This is a genomic window from Roseinatronobacter sp. NSM, assembly GCF_052379845.1.
Classification (GTDB): Bacteria; Pseudomonadota; Alphaproteobacteria; order Rhodobacterales; family Rhodobacteraceae; genus Roseinatronobacter.
Window position 1 is genome coordinate 120,544 of record NZ_JBQTCF010000002.1, and the last position, 21,398, is coordinate 141,941.

23 protein-coding genes, 1 tRNA gene and 1 pseudogene are annotated in these 21,398 nt (G+C 56.9%); 10 read left to right on the forward strand and 15 right to left on the reverse strand.

Annotation, left to right across the window (positions count from 1 at the left end; all coding sequences use genetic code 11):
* Positions 1 to 3 precede the first annotated feature (3 nt).
* From rfbA to ACTZWY_RS01820, 8 genes are all read right to left on the reverse strand, one after another.
* Positions 4 to 888, reverse strand: a complete 885-nt coding sequence (gene rfbA / locus ACTZWY_RS01785) for a glucose-1-phosphate thymidylyltransferase RfbA (RefSeq protein ID WP_444788954.1) — start codon at positions 886 to 888, stop codon at positions 4 to 6.
* Positions 885 to 1,733: a dTDP-4-dehydrorhamnose reductase gene (rfbD, locus tag ACTZWY_RS01790; RefSeq protein ID WP_444788955.1), complete on the reverse strand. Its 849-nt coding sequence runs from the start codon at positions 1,731 to 1,733 to the stop codon at positions 885 to 887. The genes rfbA and rfbD overlap by 4 nt, the downstream gene beginning before the upstream one ends.
* Positions 1,730 to 2,773: a dTDP-glucose 4,6-dehydratase gene (gene rfbB / locus ACTZWY_RS01795; RefSeq protein WP_444788956.1), complete on the reverse strand. Its 1,044-nt coding sequence runs from the start codon at positions 2,771 to 2,773 to the stop codon at positions 1,730 to 1,732. Before rfbB ends, rfbD begins: the two co-directional genes overlap by 4 nt.
* A 3-nt stretch (positions 2,774 to 2,776) precedes the next feature.
* Positions 2,777 to 3,331 carry a dTDP-4-dehydrorhamnose 3,5-epimerase gene (gene rfbC / locus ACTZWY_RS01800; protein ID WP_444788957.1) on the reverse strand — a complete coding sequence of 185 codons (555 nt, stop codon included), beginning with the start codon at positions 3,329 to 3,331 and terminating at the stop codon, positions 2,777 to 2,779.
* 1 nt (position 3,332) lies between these two features.
* Complete coding sequence (locus ACTZWY_RS01805; RefSeq protein WP_444788958.1) at positions 3,333 to 4,478, reverse strand: DUF1972 domain-containing protein; 1,146 nt, start codon at positions 4,476 to 4,478, stop codon at positions 3,333 to 3,335.
* A gap of 148 nt (positions 4,479 to 4,626) precedes the next feature.
* Entirely contained in the window at positions 4,627 to 5,610 is a 984-nt protein-coding gene (locus ACTZWY_RS01810) for an NAD-dependent epimerase/dehydratase family protein (protein ID WP_444788959.1), read from the reverse strand.
* A gap of 27 nt (positions 5,611 to 5,637) precedes the next feature.
* Positions 5,638 to 6,108, reverse strand: a complete 471-nt coding sequence (locus ACTZWY_RS01815) for a MarR family EPS-associated transcriptional regulator (RefSeq protein ID WP_444788960.1) — start codon at positions 6,106 to 6,108, stop codon at positions 5,638 to 5,640.
* A gap of 322 nt (positions 6,109 to 6,430) precedes the next feature.
* Positions 6,431 to 7,663 (reverse strand): ROK family transcriptional regulator, encoded by a 1,233-nt coding sequence (locus ACTZWY_RS01820; RefSeq protein WP_444788961.1) that lies wholly within the window; start codon positions 7,661 to 7,663, stop codon positions 6,431 to 6,433.
* Positions 7,664 to 7,816: 153 nt separating this feature from the next.
* Between ACTZWY_RS01820 and ACTZWY_RS01825 the strand changes: the two genes are divergently transcribed.
* The 3 genes from ACTZWY_RS01825 (at position 7,817) to ACTZWY_RS01835 (ending at position 10,775) form a co-directional block, all read left to right on the forward strand.
* A complete protein-coding gene (locus ACTZWY_RS01825) occupies positions 7,817 to 8,845 on the forward strand; it encodes a sugar ABC transporter substrate-binding protein (RefSeq protein WP_444788962.1) in 1,029 nt (342 codons plus the stop codon).
* An 89-nt stretch (positions 8,846 to 8,934) separates the two neighbouring features.
* Positions 8,935 to 10,008 (forward strand): ABC transporter permease, encoded by a 1,074-nt coding sequence (locus ACTZWY_RS01830; protein WP_444788963.1) that lies wholly within the window; start codon positions 8,935 to 8,937, stop codon positions 10,006 to 10,008.
* On the forward strand, positions 10,005 to 10,775 hold the full coding sequence (locus ACTZWY_RS01835) for an ATP-binding cassette domain-containing protein (protein ID WP_444788964.1): 771 nt from the start codon (positions 10,005 to 10,007) through the stop codon (positions 10,773 to 10,775). Before ACTZWY_RS01830 ends, ACTZWY_RS01835 begins: the two co-directional genes overlap by 4 nt.
* Before the next feature lie 240 nt (positions 10,776 to 11,015).
* On the opposite strand, the gene ACTZWY_RS01840 is transcribed toward ACTZWY_RS01835, so the two are convergent.
* From ACTZWY_RS01840 to ACTZWY_RS01850, 3 genes are all read right to left on the reverse strand, one after another.
* On the reverse strand, positions 11,016 to 11,327 hold the full coding sequence (locus ACTZWY_RS01840; RefSeq protein WP_444788965.1) for a P-II family nitrogen regulator: 312 nt from the start codon (positions 11,325 to 11,327) through the stop codon (positions 11,016 to 11,018).
* A 3-nt stretch (positions 11,328 to 11,330) separates the two neighbouring features.
* Complete coding sequence (locus tag ACTZWY_RS01845) at positions 11,331 to 12,323, reverse strand: sodium-dependent bicarbonate transport family permease (protein WP_444788966.1); 993 nt, start codon at positions 12,321 to 12,323, stop codon at positions 11,331 to 11,333.
* A 180-nt stretch (positions 12,324 to 12,503) separates the two neighbouring features.
* On the reverse strand, positions 12,504 to 12,635 hold the full coding sequence (locus tag ACTZWY_RS01850) for a hypothetical protein (protein WP_444788967.1): 132 nt from the start codon (positions 12,633 to 12,635) through the stop codon (positions 12,504 to 12,506).
* Between the two features lie 185 nt (positions 12,636 to 12,820).
* On the opposite strand from ACTZWY_RS01850, the gene ACTZWY_RS01855 reads away from it, so the two are divergent.
* From ACTZWY_RS01855 to ACTZWY_RS01885, 7 genes and pseudogenes are all read left to right on the forward strand, one after another.
* A complete protein-coding gene (locus tag ACTZWY_RS01855; RefSeq protein ID WP_444788968.1) occupies positions 12,821 to 13,138 on the forward strand; it encodes a hypothetical protein in 318 nt (105 codons plus the stop codon).
* A 20-nt stretch (positions 13,139 to 13,158) separates the two neighbouring features.
* Positions 13,159 to 13,515 carry a hypothetical protein gene (locus tag ACTZWY_RS01860; RefSeq protein ID WP_444788969.1) on the forward strand — a complete coding sequence of 119 codons (357 nt, stop codon included), beginning with the start codon at positions 13,159 to 13,161 and terminating at the stop codon, positions 13,513 to 13,515.
* Positions 13,516 to 13,583: 68 nt separating this feature from the next.
* Positions 13,584 to 13,847, forward strand: coding sequence for a hypothetical protein (locus ACTZWY_RS01865; RefSeq protein ID WP_444788970.1), 264 nt, complete (start codon positions 13,584 to 13,586; stop codon positions 13,845 to 13,847).
* Complete coding sequence (locus tag ACTZWY_RS01870; RefSeq protein ID WP_444788971.1) at positions 13,814 to 14,713, forward strand: methyl-accepting chemotaxis protein; 900 nt, start codon at positions 13,814 to 13,816, stop codon at positions 14,711 to 14,713. The genes ACTZWY_RS01865 and ACTZWY_RS01870 overlap by 34 nt, the downstream gene beginning before the upstream one ends.
* A 58-nt stretch (positions 14,714 to 14,771) precedes the next feature.
* Complete coding sequence (locus ACTZWY_RS01875) at positions 14,772 to 15,572, forward strand: heparin lyase I family protein (protein ID WP_444788972.1); 801 nt, start codon at positions 14,772 to 14,774, stop codon at positions 15,570 to 15,572.
* A 225-nt stretch (positions 15,573 to 15,797) separates the two neighbouring features.
* Positions 15,798 to 15,989 (forward strand): annotated as a pseudogene (locus tag ACTZWY_RS01880) (IS21 family transposase); the annotation flags it as partial.
* A complete protein-coding gene (locus ACTZWY_RS01885) occupies positions 15,979 to 16,428 on the forward strand; it encodes an ATP-binding protein (protein ID WP_444789043.1) in 450 nt (149 codons plus the stop codon). The pseudogene ACTZWY_RS01880 and the gene ACTZWY_RS01885, both read left to right, overlap by 11 nt.
* Before the next feature lie 361 nt (positions 16,429 to 16,789).
* Here ACTZWY_RS01885 and ACTZWY_RS01890 read toward each other — a convergent pair.
* From ACTZWY_RS01890 to ACTZWY_RS01905, 4 genes are all read right to left on the reverse strand, one after another.
* Positions 16,790 to 16,864: transfer RNA gene (locus ACTZWY_RS01890), tRNA-Val, on the reverse strand.
* A 117-nt stretch (positions 16,865 to 16,981) separates the two neighbouring features.
* A complete protein-coding gene (gene lon, locus ACTZWY_RS01895; RefSeq protein ID WP_444788973.1) occupies positions 16,982 to 19,387 on the reverse strand; it encodes an endopeptidase La in 2,406 nt (801 codons plus the stop codon).
* A gap of 341 nt (positions 19,388 to 19,728) precedes the next feature.
* Positions 19,729 to 20,070, reverse strand: coding sequence for a DUF2853 family protein (locus ACTZWY_RS01900; protein WP_444788974.1), 342 nt, complete (start codon positions 20,068 to 20,070; stop codon positions 19,729 to 19,731).
* 110 nt (positions 20,071 to 20,180) lie between these two features.
* Positions 20,181 to 21,359: a lytic murein transglycosylase gene (locus ACTZWY_RS01905; RefSeq protein WP_444788975.1), complete on the reverse strand. Its 1,179-nt coding sequence runs from the start codon at positions 21,357 to 21,359 to the stop codon at positions 20,181 to 20,183.
* Between the last annotated feature and the right edge of the window lie 39 nt (positions 21,360 to 21,398).

Here is a 21,398-nt window from a genome sequence, read left to right on the forward strand (position 1 = left end):
CCCCTAAACCTTATCAGTCAGGAAACGTGTTTTCAGGTACTGCCCATATCCGCTTTTGCCCAGTTTCGTGGCCTGCGCTTCCAGATCGCTGCGTGAAATCCAGCCTTGCTGAAAGGCTATTTCCTCGGGGCAGCCGATCTGCAGACCCTGGCGCAGTTGCAGCGTGCGCACAAAATTCGCGGCGTCCAGCAAGCTGTCATGGGTGCCTGTGTCCAGCCATGCATAGCCGCGCCCCATCGTTTCGACCGACAGCGTGCCTTCGGCCAGATAAAGTTCCAGCAGGCTGGTAATTTCCAGTTCGCCGCGCGCGGACGGGACGACCTGCGCGGCCTTGGCGGGGGCTGTGCCGTCAAGGCAATACAGCCCTGTTACCGCGTAATTGGATGGCGGATTTTCCGGTTTCTCAATGATTGACCGCACGCGCCCTTCGGCGTCGAAATCCACCACACCGTAGCGTTCGGGGTCGGCCACACGGTAGCCGAACACTGTGCCCCCCGTGGCTTGCGCGTCCGCGCGTTCCAGCATTTCCGGCAACCCGTGCCCGAAGAAAATATTGTCGCCCAGGACCATCAGCGACGGCGCGCCTGCCAAGAAATCCTCGGCCAGCAAATACGCCTGCGCAAGCCCGTCAGGGCTGTCTTGAATGATCCAGGTGAATTCCAGCCCCCATTGGCCACCATCGCCCAGAAGGCGCTGGAACTGCGCTTGGTCTTCAGGGGTAGTGATGATCGCCACCTGCCGGATGCCAGACAGCATCAACACTGACAGCGGATAATAGATCATCGGCTTGTCATACAGCGGCAGCAACTGCTTGGACACGCCCATCGTGATCGGCCAAAGCCGCGACCCGGTGCCGCCGGCCAGAATAATTCCCTTGCGCTGCGTCATGACATGCCTTTCAGTTCGTGCAAAACTTCGGTTAATCCCTGTTCCCAATCCGGCCTGTTCAGCCCGAACACGGACAAGCTGCTGCATTCCAGCCGTGAATTCAGCGGGCGTTTGGCAGGGGTGGGGTATTCGCTGGTTGCAATATCATCGATCCGGCAGTCCAGACCGGCCCCCGCCATGATGGCGCGCGCAAACCCCGCCCAACTGGTGTCCGGCGCACCGCTGAAATGATAGGTCCCTGATTTTTCCGGGCTGGTCTGCAACGCTTCCGCGATTGTCAGACAGGCCTGCGCGATGGCGCGCGCGGGCGTCGGCCCGCCAATCTGGTCGGCCACCACGCGCAACACATCGCGTTCCGCCCCCAGGCGCAGCATGGTGCGCACGAAATTGTTGCCATGGGCCGAGAACACCCAAGAGGTGCGCAAAATGGCATGCGCCCCGCCTGCGGCGCGCACGCCCTGTTCCCCCATCAGTTTTGTGCGCCCATAGGCCCCAAGCGGCGCTGTGGGGTGGTCAGGCGCAAACGGGGCCGTGCCCGCACCGTCAAACACATAATCAGTCGAGATATGGACAAACGGCACCGCCAGCACTGCACATTCGCGCGCCATTGCCGCAGGGGACGCCCCGTTGATATAGGCGGCCAATGCGTCTTGTTCTTCGGCGCGGTCCACCGCCGTATAGGCGGCGGCGTTGATGACAGCATGCGGGCTATGCGCCCGGATGGCCGCCGCGCAGGCTTCCGGATCGGACAGATCGGCCTGGTCACGGTCCAGAAACAGCGCCTCAGGGGCCAGCCGCGCCAATTCGCACGCGACCTGACCCGTGCGCCCGAAGACAAGGATCATGCCTTCACCCCCAGCCGCTGGCCCACGCCCTGACGTTCCTGCAAGGCCCGCCACCAGCCTTCATTGGCAAGATACCATTCAACTGTGCGCGCCAGCCCTTCTTCTACTGTGACCGAAGGACGCCAGCCCAATTCGTCCCTAATGCGCGAAGGGTCAATTGCATAGCGCGCATCATGGCCGGGGCGGTCCGTCACAAACGTGATCTGGTCCGCATAACTGCCCTGCGCAAGCGGGCGCTTTTCATCCAGAATGGCGCAAAGCGTGCGCACCAGTTCCAGATTCGTGCGCTCATTCTCACCGCCAATGTTGTAGCTGCGCCCCAGCGCGCCCTTCTGCAGCACCAGCAGAAGCGCGTCGGCGTGATCCTCGACATACAGCCAGTCGCGCACATTGGACCCATTGCCGTAAATGGGCAGGGGTTTTCCCGCCAATGCGTTCAGGATGATGACCGGCACCAGCTTTTCAGGGAAATGGAACGGCCCGTAATTGTTGGAACAATTCGTCAGCACAACCGGCAGGCCGAAGGTATGGTGCCATGCCTGCACCAGATGGTCGCTTGCCGCTTTGCTGGCGGAATAGGGGCTGCGCGGGTCATAGGGGGTTTCTTCGGTAAACTGCCCGGTCGCGCCAAGGCTGCCAAACACCTCATCCGTGCTGATATGATGGAAGCGGAAACCCTCTGGCCGCCCACGTCCCACCCAATAGGCGCGCGCAGCTTCCAGCAATTCATAGGTGCCGGTCACATTGGTGGAAATAAAATCCCCGGGCCCGTCAATGGACCGGTCCACATGGGACTCGGCGGCCAGATGCATGACTGCATCAGGCTGATGGGTGGCAAAAATGCGGTCCAGCGCAGCACGGTCCCGAATATCGGCCTGTTCAAACGCATAAAGCGGGCTGTCTGCCACGCCCGCCACATTGTCCAGGCACGCCGCATAAGTCAGGGCATCCAGATTGACCACGCCATACCCGCGCGCAACCGCAAGACGCACCACTGCAGACCCGATGAACCCTGCACCGCCTGTAATCAAAATCTTCATGGGTTAACCTTCAATCGTGAATGGTGTCTGAAACTCGGCAAAAGCGGGGGCCTGCCTGTCCTTGTCAGACAGCACCGGCGCATCCGTGCCCCACGCAATACCAAGACTGTCCCAACGCACTGCGCCGTCGCATGCGGGCGCATAGACATCCGAACATTTATACTGAACTTCGCAATCTTCCGTCAGGGTTACAAACCCGTGCAAGAACCCCTTGGGCACAAAAAGCTGTGCGCCATTCTGCGCGGTCAGTTCGGAACTGACCCATTGGCCATACGTGGGCGAGCCCGCGCGCACATCCACCGCCACATCCAGTATCGCGCCGCGCGAACACCGCACAAGCTTGTCCTGCGCATGGGGGGGGCGCTGGTAATGCAACCCGCGCAAAGTGTGGCGCGGCGCGGAATAGCTGTGATTGTCCTGCACAAAATCAGGCAAATCAACACCTGCAGCGCGCAGCGCGTCCTTGTTCCACGTCTCGCAAAACCAGCCGCGATCATCGCCAAAGCGCCGCGGCGTTATCAGAACAGGGCCGGGTATCGCAAAATAATCAATCTTCATCTCAAACTTCCGCCCATTTTGCTATAGTTGGGGAAACCGCAGTTTTCTTGGGGTTTTCCAGCAAAACTTCGGTATATGCGGACAGCACATCTTCCCAGATGAACTTTGCAGCATGCTGCGCGCGCGCAGCGGCACGCGCGGCCTGAACGGCCGCGTCATCGGTGACAAGCCGGTTCATCAAGCTGGCGCAACTGTCTGCGGAACTGAAATAGAACTGCGCATTGTCTGTTGTCCAGCGATTGAACTTGTTGTCATGCGCCAGCACCGCATTTCCCGCACCCAACGCCTCGACCAGGGACGGGTTGGTGCCGCCGACCTGATGGCCATGCAGATACGCGCGCGCATGCAGGCGCAAACTGGAAACCTGCGCGGAATCGTAAATCGCACCGGGGAACATGACATTCGCACCCGCGGCAGCCTTGACCCGCTGATGATAGGGGTTTGCATCTTCCAGCTTGCCAAGAATGACAACCGGAAAATCCTGCGGCAGGCTGGCGGCAGCCTGCACAAGTTCCAGAATGGAATTTTCCGGTTCAATCCGCGCAATGGACACGAAATACCGGTCCGGCGTCAAACCAAGTGGCGGCGCATCTGCTGTTGTGACCAAGGGCGCACCATAGGGAATGACCACAGGCTTCTTGAAACAGCGCCGTCTGACATGGGCGGCAATGCCGGGATGGTCGGCAATCGCAACATGGCACAGGTTGGCGCCGATCACTTCATTGATGAAAAACCAGATCTTCGCAGGCAAACTCCATTTCTGGCGCTTCCATTCAATCCCGTCCATATTCATGACAACACGCCTGCCGCGCAGGCGCTGCAACACATTGAAAATGGCCGTATTATACCCAAGCACCAGATCGACCCCATCCAGCGTCAGCACATGGCGCGCGCATTTCAGGTCAAAATCCATGGTCCCCACCGGGCCCCGACGCGTTGTGCCGAAATGGATCAGGTTGATGCCTTTCCACTGCGTCACAGTTCCATCCCGCGAGTTTCCGGTATCATCCTGACAGTAGACATTCACTGTCCAGCCCTTGCTGACCAGATAAAGTGCAAGGTTCTCTGCAAAGGTTTCAAAACCGCCATGCTTCGCGGGAATGCCCCGTGTGCCAAGAATGTTCACCGTTTCTTTTGCTACCGGCATAATTTTCTAGCTTTCCTGTCCATGCTGCGGTGCAGCTTCATTGGTAGTAACATTTTCGATCAAACTTATAACAGGTGGCGGGGCGCTTGTCTGGCGAGCAGATGAAAAATTCCGCATTCCCACCAGCGCGCCTTGTCCGTTTCACCCCCTAAACAAAGCGCCCCTGCGTGCGTTCCTTCCAGTCTTGAAGCGCCGGGCGCAAGCGGTCGGTGGAACGCAACCCGCGCGCTTCGGCCCAGCCGGGCAACACATTCGTGGAGACCATCAACTTATCAATCCGGTCGGGATGGATGCCCAAACCCGTGGAAGAAAGCGGTCGCATCAGCCCTGCGGCAACGCGCAACGCCCCGGCGGGAATTGTTAGTGTCCGAACCTTCGGAAACGCCACGTCCTGAAACACGCTTACAATCTGCTCAATGGTGTAGCGTTCGCTATAGGCCCCGTTGAACAGCGTGAAGGGTGCGTTGTTTTGCGCCGCCGCCAGCATCCAGTCCACCAGATCCCCCACATAGATGCAGGATTTTATCGTATCCCTGCGCCCCGGATAGACAAACCACCCCTTGGACAACAGCTTCGCCAGACGGGTGAAATTGCCGCCCTCGCCCTGACCAAAAACAACCGCAGGGCGCGCAATCACAAGGCTGCGCGCCGGATTTTCCGCTTGCCAATCAAGATGCACCTGCTCGGCCATCAGCTTGGAACGCCCATAATCGGATTGCGGATTGGGCGGCGCTGTTTCATCTTTAGCCGCTTCGTCCGGCCCGTAGACAGAAATCGAACTGGTGAAAACGATCTGTTGTGCATCAAGGCGGCGCGCAAGGCGGGTCACTTCAATCGCGCCGCGCACATTGGCGTCATAATATTCCCAAGGCGCATGTCCGGGTGTTGTGTGGACCGCCGCAAGGTTGAACATCACCGCGCCGGGCGCATCAAGCTGCAAACCCGACAGGTCACGAATATCCTGTTCGATGTAATGCACCCCGTCCAAGCGGTCGTTGGGCGCGCGCAAGTCAACGCTGAACAGTTTGCGCATGCCATCAGCCTTCAGGCGTTCCAGCAAATGCGACCCAACAAAACCTGACCCGCCAAAGACGATTACAGGTTGGTCCGGGTTTTCTGAAATACGCGACAAGATTACACCTTTCTTGTTAAATATGCTTTACGGCTTCGGAAACGACATCCCGCTTTCATAATCCCGTGCGGCGCGATCGGGCGTTTTGGGCAAATTTGGCAGGGCGTCGCACATGGTCTGGCGCCCCTGCTCCAGTTCGGACCGGATTGCAGCCAGGTCCTTTTCGGGCAAATCTGCGCCAACTTCGGCAATCTCGGCCTTCAGGGCTTCATACTCCGCCATTTTGCGCAGCAGGAACTTGCGCGTCAGACTGGCCCTTTCGGAAATTCCACTCGGTGTCAGAACATAGGCATAGCGCCGTTTGCTTTTGGCAGAGGTGAACTTGCGGAATTTGATCAAACCTTTTTCCAGCAGGGCGGTCAGAACGTAATGCATGCCCCCCGTGCTGATTCCCACTGCCCGCGCAAGATCACGCTGCGACATTTCCGGGTTGTCATGCAACAACCGCAGAATGCGGAAATGCACATCTTCTCGAAGGTTGTCGCGCTGGGTGCTCATGAACTGGTCGCTTCTTGCAAGCATGACACGGCAAGCAGGCGTGGCATGCAATGCGATTATCAAATTCGGGTAACAGACACATGAAATCAATAACACTCAAACCTGAGCGCTACTTCTTTCTGCACCGCAGAGCAAGGATAGAACTTAACAAATCACTAAAAACCGGGGACCACGCCCAATCTATGGGCAGGGCGGAAACCCACAGGGCCGTTCCCGCATACCCCGCGCGGGCGGCTTCACATATCGCTTCATGAAAATGTGCTGCGGTCATATGCGCCACCTTGGCCCCAGTGGGGCAAACCAGACGCGATTGCCTTGACCGCTATAACGTGTCGGTCTGCCCGGGGCCGCCACCCAAGCCAGCCTCTGACGAAATCAGGAACCTGTCGGTCAGCGGCAAGGCCGCAGCACCCAGCGCACGCGCGCCAATGCCAAGGCTGCCGGCCTGAATCGCGGGTGCAATCAAACCTGCCTGATCCATCCGCGCAGTCGCATGCACAACTTTTTCCGTAAGGCGGTCGCGGATATTCGCCGGGAACCAACCGTCAATCACAACCGCGTTGAAATCAATCACCGCAAGGCACGCGACGATAGCCTGTGCGATAGCATCGGCGGCGGTGTCCATCCATTCCGTAAGGATGGCATCTGGAATTGGCCAGGTTTCTGGGGATTCCCACGGCAGATCAGGGTCAAGCCCCACAAGCGCAAGGCGCTTTTCCAGCCCGTAAATCGAGGCAAGTTCGATCAACTGCACCATCCGCCCATCAGGCGCGCGCACCGGCATGGACCCCAGCGCGCCGGAATTGCCATTCTCGCCAGTATGCAGGGTGCCGTTCAAAACCACACCCCCGCCAATAAAGAACCCGATGTAGAAATACACAAAGTCGCGGGGCAGGCTGGTGTCCCCGAAAACCAGCTCTGCGCCGCATGCCGCGCTGGCGTCATTTCGCATGAAAACCGGATAGGGCAACGCCATACTCAGATCGCCACACAGGTCGGCGCTGCGCCAGCGGTCCATAACCTGTTGAGGTGCCCCAAGGGATTCAGCCCAATCCCAAAGTTGGAAAGGTTGCGCAATCCCAAGGCCCGCAACACGGTCACGATGCGAGGCCGGAAGGCGCATGGACAGTTCATGTGCAGCACTAAGGGCAAAGCCCCGTGCAGCATCGGGCTCGGGCCATTCATGACGACGGGCAATACGTTCACGGATCGCCCCATGAAAATCAATCAAGATCATCTCACTGGAACGGCGCCCGATCTTCAGACCAAGGAAATACGCCCCGTCTGCGGCCAGGGAAATCGGGATGGACGGCTGCCCGATACGACCGCGCACCGGCTCGCCCTTCTTTAGGAACCCGTCTTGTTCCAGCGCCCGGATTATCACCGAAACTGTTTGCGCCGACAAACCCGTAACCCGGGCTATTTCCGCCTTTGGCATCGCACCTTCGGTGTGAAGCAATGTGAACAACAGCTTCTCATTCCACGCCCTAAGGCCGGACTGGTTGGAGCCACGCATACCATGATGCAGTTGAGTTTGTTCAGGATTCTCGCGCATGGATCCCCTTTCGTCTGCATGAGTTGGCCTGCTTGGGGGCAATCTGTCAATACTAAATAAAAGTGATTTAGTTATTGACACAGCTCCGATTCTGCCGTTTCTTTGCGCCATCGTGGTCAGCGGACGACTGCGCAATTTTTTGGGAGGAACCAGATGAAACCGAAATCCGCATTGAAGATGTCCTTGATGGGGGCCGTGGCCGGCACTGCACTTCTGGCTAGCCCTGCCCTTGCTGAAACGGGCGCGTGCCTTATCACAAAAACCGACACCAACCCCTTCTTCGTGAAAATGCGCGAAGGGGCGCAGGCCGCCGCCGCAGAACATGGGATCGCCCTTCAAACCCATGCCGGTCGTCTGGATGGGGACGTAGAAACCCAGATTGCCGCGATTGAAAGCTGTGTGGCGGCTGGCGTCAGTGGCATTCTTCTTACGCCCAATGACAGCCGCGCCCTTGTTCCTGCTGTGACACAAGCGCGGGAAAACGGTGTTCTGGTCATCATGCTGGACACCCCACTGGAGCCCGCAGATGCAGCCGATTCCACATTCGCCACCGACAATTTTCAGGCGGGCGTCCTGATCGGGGAATGGGCGCGTGCCAAGATGGGCGATGATGCAGCGAATGCCAAAATCGCAACGCTGGATCTGAATGCCAGCCAGATTTCAGTGGATTATCTGCGCAATCAGGGCTTCATGACAGGCTTTGGCATCGACGTGAACGACCCTACCGTGATCGGCGATGAAGACGACGCGCGTATTGTTGGCCATGATGTGACCAATGGCAACGAAGAAGGCGGGCGCACCGCCATGGAAAACCTGTTGCAGCGCGACCAGGGCATCAACTTGGTCTACACCATCAACGAACCCGCCGCCGCCGGTGCCTATGAGGCGCTGCGTTCTGTCGGGCGTCAGGATGATGTGCTGATCGTATCCGTGGATGGCGGCTGCCCCGGCGTGCAGAACGTGGCCGAAGGGATCATCGGCGCGACATCGATGCAGTTTCCGTTGCTGATGGCATCAATGGGCATTGAGGCGATCAAAGCCTATGCCGATACTGGCGTGATGCCCGAAAACACCGACGGGTTGGATTTCTTCAACACTGGGGTGGAGTTGATCACCGATAGCCCCGTCGAGGGGATTCCTTCGATCACCTCGCAAGAGGGGCTTGCCCGCTGCTGGGGCTAATCAGACCGATCTGCATCATTTGAAAAATCTTGCCGCCCGACAGGCTTTGGCGGCAAGATTACCCATGACCGCCAAACCGGAGGCCGCTGATGTCCGACACCCCCCGCCGTGCCGCAGAGTATGAAACCTCGCTTACCGGGGCCGACAAAACCGTGGCAACATTCGAAGGCCCTAAACGCACGCCTCTGGGGCATGTGCAGCATTTCCTGCACTCTCATCCTACAATGGTGCCGGTCATTGTGCTGGCGCTAAGTTTGATCGTATTCGGAATTCTGGCAGGCGAGCGATTCTTCACGCCCTTCAATCTGTCGCTGATCCTGCAACAGGTGTCCATCATTGGCATTCTGGCGGCAGCGCAATCGCTGATCATCCTGACCGCAGGGATTGACCTGTCAGTTGCGGCAATCATGGTGTTGATGTCGGTCATCTCTGGCAAGCTGGCGATCACACTGGGCGTGCCCCCAAGCCTTGCGCTGGCCGCGTCTTTTGTGCTGGGCACGCTGGCGGGCATGATGAACGGGTTTCTTGTCACCCGCCTGCGCCTGCCGCCCTTTATCGTTACGCTGGGCACATGGAACATATTTTTCGCGCTGAACCTGTGGCTGTCAGGCGCGCAATCCATTCGCAGCCAAGACATTGACCAGATGGCGCCGCTTTTGAAGTTCTTTGGCAATTCTTTCCGTATCGGGGGGGCCAATATCACCTATGGGTCCATCCTGATGGTGCTGGTTTTCGCGGGGTTGTGGTATATGCTGACCAAAACCGCATGGGGCCGCCATGTCTATGCAATAGGCGACGACAAGGACGCCGCGGAACTGGCGGGCATCCGCACTGACAGAATGCTTGTTTCGGTCTATGCACTTGCCGGTTTCATCTGCGCGCTTGCCGCGTGGGCCAGTATCGGGCGGGTCGGGTCAATCTCTCCGCAATCCTTCTATGAAGGCAATCTACAATCCATCACTGCGGTCGTGATCGGCGGGATCAGCCTGTTTGGCGGGCGCGGCTCCATCATGGGGGCACTGTTTGGCGCGCTGATCGTGGGCGTGTTCCAGTCGGGCTTGCGTTTGGCGGGCGTCGATGTGCTTTGGCAGGTATTCGCCATCGGCTGGCTTATCATCATCGCTGTCGCCATCGACCAATGGATCAGAAAGGTATCGGCATGACACAGGAACCTTTATTGAAAGCGCGCGGGCTGGTAAAACGTTATGGTCGCGTAACAGCACTGGACCATTGCGATTTCGACCTGATGCCGGGTGAAATTCTGGCCGTGATCGGGGATAATGGCGCGGGCAAATCAAGCCTGATCAAGGCGATTTCCGGCGCAGTCTCCGTGGACGAAGGCGAAATCACCCTTGAGGGGCGTAAAGTCGCCTTCGCCTCGCCGCTGCAGGCGCGCGAATCCGGGATTGAAACTGTCTATCAGACCCTTGCACTGTCACCCGCGCTGTCCATCGTGGAAAACATGTTCATCGGGCGTGAATTGCGCAAACCGGGGCCAATGGGGCAATGGTTTCGTATGCTTGATTTGCCCGCCATGCGCGCCTTTGCCCGTGAGAAGCTGAATGAACTGGGTTTGATGACCATCCAGAATATCGACCAGCCGGTTGAAACACTGTCCGGGGGGCAGCGTCAGGGCGTTGCGGTTGCGCGTGCGGCCGCGTTTGGGTCCAAGGTCGTGATCCTTGACGAACCCACGGCGGCGCTTGGCGTGAAGGAAAGCCGCAAGGTGCTGGAGCTGATCCAGGATGTGCGTTCGCGGGGCATTCCAATCATCCTGATCAGCCACAATATGCCGCATGTCTTCGAGGTGGCAGACCGCATTCATGTTCACCGTCTTGGCAAGCGTCTTTGCGTGATCAACCCGAAAGAACATTCGATGTCTGATGCTGTGGCCTATATGACGGGCGCGAAACACCCCGAAGCGGCATAACCATCGGCGCGCAGTATGGCCGCAGTTTTAGAGAAGGTTGCGCAAAAGTGGGAACCGGTTTTGCGCTTCTCGAACCTGCGAAATCAATAAGTTGGTGTGTGTGTGGCGTTCATTCGCATGCACGCGATCCAATCTAACATTATGTTTTCGTGCGTCTTTTTTTTGCATCGCCGGTCCATAGATCTGACAGTATGCAGTCGTCGCTGCAGTGTTTATCCCGGTCTTCTGGCCGCTTTGACTTTAGAAGCGCTCGGCGCGAAGGACTTCACAATCGGTCACGTTGACCACGCCAATATGACGATCAAGGATATCGAAAGCCGCGTCGAGCAGCGTGTTCAACCGTTCAGGGCGGATGATGCAAACGACATTGATCATACCGGCTGCACTGCTGACTTGACCTTCACGACTCCATTTACCTGAGCGGCCAGACCCGCCTGAAACCGGCAGGATAGTAAACCCGGTCACGTCGACCCGTTCAAGTGCTTCCGTCAGCCGTCGCTCCATCACAGCTTCAATTGTGATTTCCACCCGTTTTGCCTTATGGACCTTCATATCTCAGCCTCCGGTCACTGCTTGAGCGACCGCCATGTAGATGGGGATGCCAAGCGTCAGATTGAAGGGAAAGGTAATCCCCAGTGCAAGTGTAAGGTAGATCGCGGGATTTGCTTCGGGTAGTGCCACGCGCATTGCCGCAGGCACAGCAATGTAGGATGCAGAGGCAGACAGGGTCATCATCAACACCACGCCACCCGCGGAAAGGCCCAGCAACAACCCAGCCGCCAATCCCAAGCTTGCCCCAATCAGCGGCATAAGAACTCCGAAGGCAAACACGCCGGGTCGCAGCAGGCCACGGGCCTGCCGCAGGCCGCGCCCCGCGACAAGCCCCATATCGAGAAGAAACAAGCAAAGCACGCCCTGAAAAGGCGCTACAATAAATGCTTCGATTTTTGCAAGCCCTTGCTGACCGGTAATTGCGCCAATGGCAAAGGAACCTATCAGCAACACGATCGAGCCATTCAGCAGGATTTCACGCAGCAAACCTGGATCCATGCGGCCGCGCGTCTGGCCTAAACTCCCGCTGGCGCGCGCGACCAGCCAAAGTGCGCTTAAGATCGCTGGCGCCTCCATCGCAGCGGCAACTGCAACCATGTAACCTTCGGCCACGATCCCTGCGGAAGACAAGACAGAACTCGCGGCAACGAATGTCACAATCGAGATCGACCCATAATGCGCAGCGACTGCCGCCGCATCAATGACCGAAAGTCCCGTCAGTTTCCTGAGCAGACCAAACGCCACGAAAGGGAGGATGAAGGACAAGATCACCCCCGCGATCAATGATAATATCAGCGTTGCGTCCACTCCGTGGGCGGCGACGCTGGCACCACCCTTGAAGCCAATTGCAAGCAGCAGGTAGAGTGACATGCCCTTGGCTATCGCCTCAGGAACGCTCAAGTCTGAGCGCGCCATGGCGGCTGCAAAGCCCAATGCGAAAAACAGAATAATGGGGGAGATCAGGTTTGCGGCTGCAAGGGCCAAAATATCATACACTTCACACCTCGCGAAAAATCTGTCCCTCGCACAATTCAGGTGAAGTCCCCATAAATTGTGGCACTGGCGCACTCCGCCTCAATCGATTTCATGGTGACATGAGATACAGGAATGACCCAAAGGATAATAGACCAATCTGCCCACATTCATAAATACATATCGCTAAATGCGTCACATCTCTCACATGGTCGTAAAACTCAGCATCAGCCCGGCTGCGGCAGACCCGAAGAGCACCCAGATCAGCCAGAACCCGACCCGCGCAATCTGACTATCTGCTGCACATGGCAAGTCATTGATCCACGTCTTGGCCACGGATGAATGTCATTAGAAAAGCTGGGCTTGGTTCAATTTGACAGTTACAGCACAGCACGCCGCTTGTTCTGCATGGTATGATCTTCGACAATGCGGCCATAAAATATTCCTTTTTAACAATTAAGTAAATTTCAATGGTCGAAGTGTATTCGTTCTGATGACTCTCTTGGCACCGAGACTTGGAAATGCGGCTTTCACGCGAATATCTGATACCTGTCCTGGTGTCGATCGGCGGAACCGCCGGTCTGGCAATACCGTATTTACAGCCCAGAACAGGCGATGATGTGACGGCTATTTTGTTCGTGCCGTCCCTGTCGGGTACGGATCGCTTGCGCGAGATTGCAGCATTGAATGTGCCAATCCGGGATATTTTATGGAATGGCCACCTTGCTGTTCTGGATGTTTCGTCACTTCCTGGCGCGGAGCGTATCGGTCTTGCTCGTCTCTTGAATTCACCTGCGATGCAGATGTCCATCACATCAAAAGTGCTCTGCACCAATTAATGCTGCAAGAAGGCACCAAAATGACGATAACAGACACTTCTATCCCACAAGCGCTCGTCGATATCAGACAAAAAGGGGCGCTGGCAGTCTGTGCTCTTTTATGGGGTATCGTTGTCCAGATTGCGTTGATCGGTCTCGTGCTGGGAATACCCTGCACCTATGTCACAATCACCGCGGCCATTCTGGCAGGCGTGGTAACCCTTGAATATCGGCGCAATCCAACAGGGCAGTCCGTGCAACTTAGTTCGGCAGCGGCGCTCGCAGTCGGCATCGGCCTTGTTGTTTACCAGTATTCCGATCACCCTTGGCAAGTTGACAGCCATATGCAGTTTTCGCTGGCCTCGCAGTTCTGGCGATCTACTGCAATTGGCGCGTGATTGCGTTTTACACAGCGCTTGTGGCGTTGCATCACTTGGGGTTGGGTTTCATACTGCCAAGTGCAGTCATGCCGGGCGATGCAAGTATTGGTCGAATTTTCCTGAATGCGGCTGTTTTACTGGTCGAAGCAGCAATTCTGATCACGATTGCCGAGGTAATCCTAAAGGCATTCTATACATCGGACGCAGCAACGAAATCTGCACTTGATGCACAACAAAAAGCAGAAGAACTGCGCGTTGAGCAAGCCCGTATGGATGCGGAAGTCGCAGCAAGGAAGATGTCAGAAAAGAACGTGTCGTGCGCGAGCTGGAAGCGGGCTTGCTGCGCATGAGCGAGGGCGATCTTGCCACAGACATTGAAAGTCCGACCAACGACCCCTTCCCGCTCGAATACGAGAGTATCCGCCAAGCGTTTAATGAAGTATCGTCGCAGCTTGCCTCAACCATGTCGCGGATCATCGCTGTTGCGGGCCAAGTGCGTGGTGGTTCCGAGGAGATCACCTCTGCCTCGCAAGATCTTGCTGGCCGCGCGGAAACTCAGGCCGCAACCTTGGAGCAGTCCGCCGCAGCCCTGCACGAGTTGACCGAAAGCGTGCGCTCAACTGCGGGGCTTGCACGAGACGCGCAGGACTCAACCCGCGAGAACCGGACATCTGCGGAACAAGGCGCCTTGATTGTTCAGCGGGCAATCAGTGCCATGAAGCAGATCGAAAAATCATCAGAGCAAATCAACCGTATCATCGGTGTCATTGACGAGATCGCGTTCCAGACCAATCTGCTTGCGCTCAACGCAGGTGTCGAAGCGGCACGCGCCGGTGAGACAGGTCGCGGGTTTTCGGTCGTTGCCTCCGAGGTGCGCGCCCTGGCACAACGCGCTTCCGAGTCGGCTCGTGCGATAAAATCCTTGATTCTGGAAAGCACGCAACAGGTGCAAGAAGGGTCTTTGCTCGTTTTGCAAGCTGGTGAAAGTCTGGACCAGATCCTTGTGAAAGCAAAAACCGTCGCTGAGCAAGCCTCCGTAATCTCTGTTGCCGCGAATGATCAGGCAAATTCCCTGGGCGAGATCAATTCAGGTGTGAACCAACTCGATCAGGTGACACAACAAAATGCGGCTGTGGCTGAAGAATGCAATGCTGCCGCCGCATCATTGCTGCAACAGTCAGGCGCATTGACAGTGAAAGATAAAGTGAGTTCATGAGCGTAGCGCCGGCAATTGAAGGCGCCGCGTGTTCAGAATGGTTTCGCTAAAAGTAGGCATGCTGTGGCTTTTTTGGTATCGTGAGTTTTCATTAGTCTCAGTTGGAGGGCATCGAATGCGCCTGGTTATACTGATTTGTCTCACTCTGACTTTACTGCCATCAATTGCTGGCGCCCAAGCGGGTCTCGGATCTTTTGATTTCATTGGCAAACGCGAGAACCGCCCTGCTGTTCAATCCGGGTTTGCCCATCCCAATGGCGCGCAGGTGACTTGTTTCTCCCTTCCCGGATCCTCCTGCCACGGGGTGGATTGTCAAACCGACCGTGAACGAGCTCAGCTTATCCAACGCACACCGGATAACCTTGAGGGGGAGGCCTACAGGTATTCGTTGTCATTTTTCTTGCCATCAGATTTTGTCGATGTGCGGCCTGCAAATCTTATGATTTGGGAGGTAAAGCCTGCCGGAACCGGGAAACCATCAGCTGTCGTCGAGGTTATCGATGGACATCTACAGTTTTCGTTATCGAATCCTGGTGTCACCCAAGCCGACCTTATGAACCCCGAAAGGCCTTTGATCATTAGACGCCTTGGTGCAATCCCGAAGGGACAATGGACCGATATCGTCGTCGATGCCAGATGGTCACATGGGGCTGATGGTGTGCTTCATGTCTATCAAAATGGTCGACGCGTTGTTGAACACCGCGGGGCAAATATCGATGCAAAGAGTGCTCGTCAGCAGGTGATGTATGGCTTGTATCGCAGCTTCATCAGCCGCTACTTGAATGCAAAAGGCGTATCACAGATGCCCATGCAGCAGGCCTGCTTTGCAAATGTCTCACGTCAACGCATACAGTTCTAGAGAGCGCTGAGGCACAGTGCAGCGCGCGTTGTGACGTTCATCATGTTTCTCGCGAATTTCAATTTGAATCCGAGCCAAGGTTTCGTTCATCTTCGCAAGCTGCGTGTTTCGCATGATGGCGGGCACTGATTTCAGCTGATCGTGGGCACCTGTTTCACGCGATCACGGGTAGGACTGGCCAACGAACTGCAGTTACTCCGCCTCCTGAAGAACAGGAGGATCGGAATGCCGACAGGACGTTTGACCATGCGCCGTATTCGGGACGTATTGAGATTGGGATTTGCCCAAGGGCTGAGCGAGCGTGCAATTGCCGCCTCGCTGGGGCTTGGGAAAGGAAGTGTTGGGGCCTATCTGCGCCGCGCGCGCGACGCGGGTTTGGCGTGGCCGCTGCCGGAGGGTCTGGATGATGACAGCCTTTAGTATCCGTGTTGATCGAGCTGATTTTGGCGTCCAGGCTCGGTCAGCTTTATCAACACGGATACTCAAGGCAATCGAGCGCACTGAATTGCTGATCCTCGACGAGTGGGGGCTGTCAGTTCTGACATCAACCAAGCGTCGCGACTTGCTTGAAATCCTCCATGATCGCCAAGGTCGTGGCGCGACCATTGTGACCAGCCAGTTGCCTGTCGATCAATGGTTCGACGTGATCGGGATCCTACCCTCGCAGATGCCATCGGTTGCGCCACAATGCACACCGCCTGACGCTGACCGGCGAGAGCATGCGCAGAAGCTGAAGAAGTTTCTGTCATCGCCCTGCCACGCCAGCCCGAAGTTGCGCCACATATGTATCATCACTGCCAACAGACGAAGTGACGGGCTGTCGCGCAGTTCGTCGTCGAAGGCAAATCGCCAGTGATCGTGGCTGGGCGCGATCTGATCCGGTGTCAAACGATAGCGCGCCGGGCCAATAGCGACGTTTGCCGGGGGCAGTTTCCGCTCGGACTGCGCAATCTGGTGCTTTAGCTGCGCCACCGCGCCCGGTAGCATTTTTATGGCGATCCTGAGATCAGGCCCAAGTGGTGCTCGCAGTTCAGATTTACCAACGATGTGCCAGAGGTCTTTCGGAACGACCAGACGAGCGAAGAATCGTCCATTTCTGTTTAAGAGGTATCGTTGTGCGCCAGCCATTCCAGACCCGTTTTGTAACACATTTTGTAACAGACGAAGGTAATAACCCCTTCGAAACAAGAGGAAACCTGTGTGCATTGGGGATGGAATGGTGGGCGATAACGGATTTGAACCGCTGACATCTTCGATGTGAACGAAGCGCTCTACCGCTGAGCTAATCGCCCCTGCGTGGTGCTTTACCCGCTACGCGCGATCTTCGCAAGAGGGTCCGGACAGTGGGAGCCACAGAAAAAACCGCCCCGCGCTATGCGGGGCGGTTTTCTGTTTTATCGGGCTGCGTATCAATGTGCGGCGCGCGGCTTGTCTTCGGGTGCCGGGCTTGCCAGACGGGCCAGACGCGCGGCTTCGTCCGCTTCTTCGTCCCATTCCACGGCGCTGGGTTGCGACACAAGCGCGTGGCGCAGAACATCGCGCACATTCTCGACCGGAATAATGGTCAGCCCTTCTTTCACATTGTCGGGGATCTCGCTTAGGTCCTTGACGTTTTCCTGCGGGATAAGGACGGTTGTAATCCCGCCGCGCAAGGCGGCCAACAGTTTTTCCTTCAACCCGCCAATGGCCAGCACATTCCCGCGCAAGGTCACTTCGCCGGTCATGGCGATGTCGCGGCGCACCGGAATTTGCGTCAGCACCGAAACAATGGACGTCACCATCGCAATACCGGCACTTGGCCCGTCTTTTGGCGTGGCGCCTTCGGGGACGTGCACATGAATGTCCAGCGCGTCGAACCGCGGCGGTTTGACCCCGATTTCCGGCGCGATGGACCGCACGAAGGAATTTGCCGCATCAATCGACTCCTTCATCACATCGCCCAGTTTGCCGGTGGTTTTCATGCGGCCCTTGCCCGGCAGGCGCAGTGCTTCGATTTGCAGCAAATCGCCGCCAACTTGCGTCCAGGCAAGGCCGGTAACAACACCGATCTGGTCTTCCTTTTCGGCCAGACCGAACCGGAAGCGCGACACACCCAGAAACTCCGCAAGGTTGTCGCGTGCAACAATTACCTTGTCGGTTTCTTTCTTGATGATCTTCGTCACCGCCTTGCGCGCGATCTTGTTCAATTCGCGTTCAAGGTTCCGCACGCCCGCTTCGCGGGTATAGCGGCGGATGATTTCGGTAATCGCGCTGTCGGAAATCGTCATCTCACCACGGCGCAACCCATGGTTCTTGACGGATTTTGGCAGCAGGTGCCGCCGCGCGATTTCCAGCTTCTCATCCTCCGTATAGCCGGACAGGGGAATAACCTCCATCCGATCTAGCAGCGGACCGGGCATGTTATAGCTGTTGGCCGTGGTCAGGAACATGACATTGGACAGGTCATATTCCACTTCAAGATAGTGATCCACAAAGGTGGAGTTTTGTTCAGGGTCCAGCACCTCCAGCATGGCGCTGGCGGGGTCACCGCGGAAATCCTGCCCCATCTTGTCAATCTCATCCAGCAGGATAAGGGGGTTCGTGGTCTTGGCCTTCTTCAGCGCCTGAATGATCTTGCCGGGCATGGACCCGATATAGGTGCGCCGGTGCCCGCGAATTTCGGATTCGTCGCGCACCCCACCCAGCGAGATGCGGATGAATTCGCGCCCCGTTGCCTTCGCAACGGACCGGCCAAGGCTGGTTTTGCCCACACCCGGCGGGCCGACAAGGCACATGATCGGGCCTTTCAGCTTGGCAGACCGCGCCTGAACGGCCAGATATTCGACAATGCGTTCCTTGACCTTGTCCAGACTGTAATGGTCCTGATCCAGCACTTCTTGCGCACGCCCAAGGTCTTTTTTGACGCGGCTTTTGGTGCCCCATGGAATGGCCAGCATCCAGTCCAGATAATTGCGCACCACAGTCGCTTCTGCAGACATGGGCGACATGTTCTTCAGCTTCTTGACTTCTGCTTCGGCCTTGATGCGGGCTTCCTTGGACAGTTTGGTGGCTGCAATGCGCTGTTCCAGTTCGGCCACTTCATTCTGGCCATCCTCGCCCTCGCCCAGTTCCTTCTGAATGGCCTTCATCTGCTCATTCAGATAATATTCGCGCTGGGTGCGCTCCATCTGGCTTTTGACGCGGGTTTTGATCTTGCGTTCCACCTGAAGGACGGACAATTCCCCCTGCATCAAGCCATAAATTTCTTCCAGCCGCGCGGAAGTGTCCTGCTTTTCCAGCAGGGCCTGTTTCTGCTGAACAGTTGCGCCCAGATGCCCCGCTGCCAGATCGGCAAGCGTTGCAGCGTCGGTTGCTTCGGCAATGGCCGCCTGCGCCTCATCGGGGATGTTTTTGCGCACTTTGGCGTAGCGTTCAAATTCACCCTGGACTGAGCGCATGAAGGCTTTTGTTGTGGCAGCATCACCGGCAGTGTCGGGAACGGGCTGCGCGACGGCTTCGAAATAGGCGTCATTGTCAACGAATTCCGAAATCGCCACACGCGCGCGCCCTTCGACCAGCACCTTGACAGTGCCATCGGGCAGTTTCAGCAATTGCAACACACTCGACAGGACACCAACGCGGAAAATATCATCTGCGCCCGGGTCCTCTTGCGTGTGGTCCTTCTGCGAGACAAGCAGGATTTGCTTGTCATCGGCCATTACAGCTTCCAACGCACGCACGGATTTTTCGCGCCCTACGAAAAGCGGCACAATCATATGGGGAAAAACCACCATGTCGCGCAGTGGCAAAACCGGAAAACTGCTGTGTTCACTCATGACCAAATCCTTTATTCAGGCGGTGTTCGCAACACCTTCCACCCTCAAATAAGGGTTGGCTTGGGGGTATTTCAACCTAACGCCTGCAAATTCCCATCACAACCGGAATACTACGTCAAAACGCCCTAACGCGGGTATGTTTGCGTCAAAAGCCGGGCCAGCGCCTATATCGGCGTATCTGAACGGAAAAGGGCCGCGGATGAACCGCGGCCCCACTCACCCATATGCCCTTCACAGCACCGGAAGAAATAAGACCGGCCATCCTGACCAGCCTTTCTATTTACCCAATTCTGCGCGGTGGGATCAAGTCAACAAAGCTTCAAATTTGAATGACCTATCGGTCAGAGGTAAATATCCTCCTTACCGAAATGTTTGGTCAGCAGGTAATAGATTACGGCGCGGTATTTATTCCGCTCTGACCGGCCATATTGTTCGATCACCGCATCAATCGCGGCGTCCAGTTCCGGCCCGTCCGGCAGGCCAAGTTTCTTGATCAGAAACCCGCTGCGCACTGTATCCAGTTCGTGTTGCTGTGTGGCGGCAACTGTGCTGGCATCGGCGTTGTAAATCGATGGGCCACATGCGATCGTCACTTTGCGCAGCAGGTCCATATCCGGGGATACCCCGCATTTTTCCCGCAAATCCGACGCGTAGCGTTCAATCAAGTCATCCCGGCGTCCCATGGTGTCACTCCCTTACCTTTTGTAAAATACATGCCTGTGCGCTTCCCGCACAGGCATGAGGATTGCAGGAAAAGGCACGCAAAACCACCTAAAGTTTGCGCAGGCGTGCGTCACAACATGCGCAGCAATTGCGGGGTTGGCCAGCCATCGGCGGGCAAGCCAAGCTGTGCTTGAACATCCTGCACGGCGGCGCGTGTATTCGCCCCCAGAATGCCGTCAATGCCGCCCACATCGAACCCGCGCTGCGCCAGTTTCTGCTGTAGCTGGCGCATCTGGTCCTGATCAAGGCCCTGTTCGGGGGTGCCTGCCTGATAGACCGGCGCGCCGGTCAGGCGCGTAGCGAAATAGGCGGCGGTCGTGATATAGATGAAACTTTGGTTCCATTCAAACAGCGTGCTGAAATTCGGGAACACCATAAAGGCCGGGCCGCGATGGCCTTGTGGCAGGATGATAGAAGCGCGCATATTCCCGGATGGCAGGTTGCCATGGGTGGGGCGCACGCCCAGTTGCTGCCACTGGCTGACGGTCAGTTCAGTGCGCAGCCCTGTTTGCGTCAGGTCCAGCCCGTTTGGCAGGGCGATTTCATGCATCCACGGCTCGTTTGCCCGCCAGCCCTTGGCGCGCAGCATGGACGCGGCCGACAGGATGGAATCGGGGACCGAATTTTGCAAATCTATGCGCCCGTCCCCGTCCCCGTCGACCGCGTGGTTGATGATGTCAGATGGCAATTTCTGCACCATGCCAATTTCACCCGCCCACGCGCCGCGCGTGCGCGCAGGGTCCAGCATGCCACGGCGATACATTTCAATCGCGGAAAACACTTGCGGGCGGAACAATTCTGGGCGGCGGCAATCATGCGCCAGCGTGACCAGCGCGTTGACCGTGTTGAAATCACCCTGAACTGCGCCAAAATCCGTCTCGAACGCCCAGAAGGCCAGCAAAATGCCCGGTTGCACCCCATAGCTTTGTTGCGCTGCCGCAAACACCCTGGCGTAGCGGTCCGCATTGGCCCGCCCTGCATTCATGCGATTTTGCGAAATCAGTGCGCGCGAAAAATCCAGAAACGGGCGCTGGAAAATGCCCTGCCGCCGGTCCGCATTCAGAACCGATTGTTCCTGCCGGACATTGGCAAAGAAATTTTCAATCAAGGCGCGGTCATGTCCACGCGTGGCGGCTTCTGATTTCAGACCCTCGACAAAAGATCCGAAATTGCCACCGCATGTTTGCCCCTGCGCATGTGTCGCAAGGCCAAGGGAAAGAACCGTTACCAGAACCGAAAAACTACGCATAGCGCCCCCAAATAAAAATTTGCCCTACGTTAACGCAGG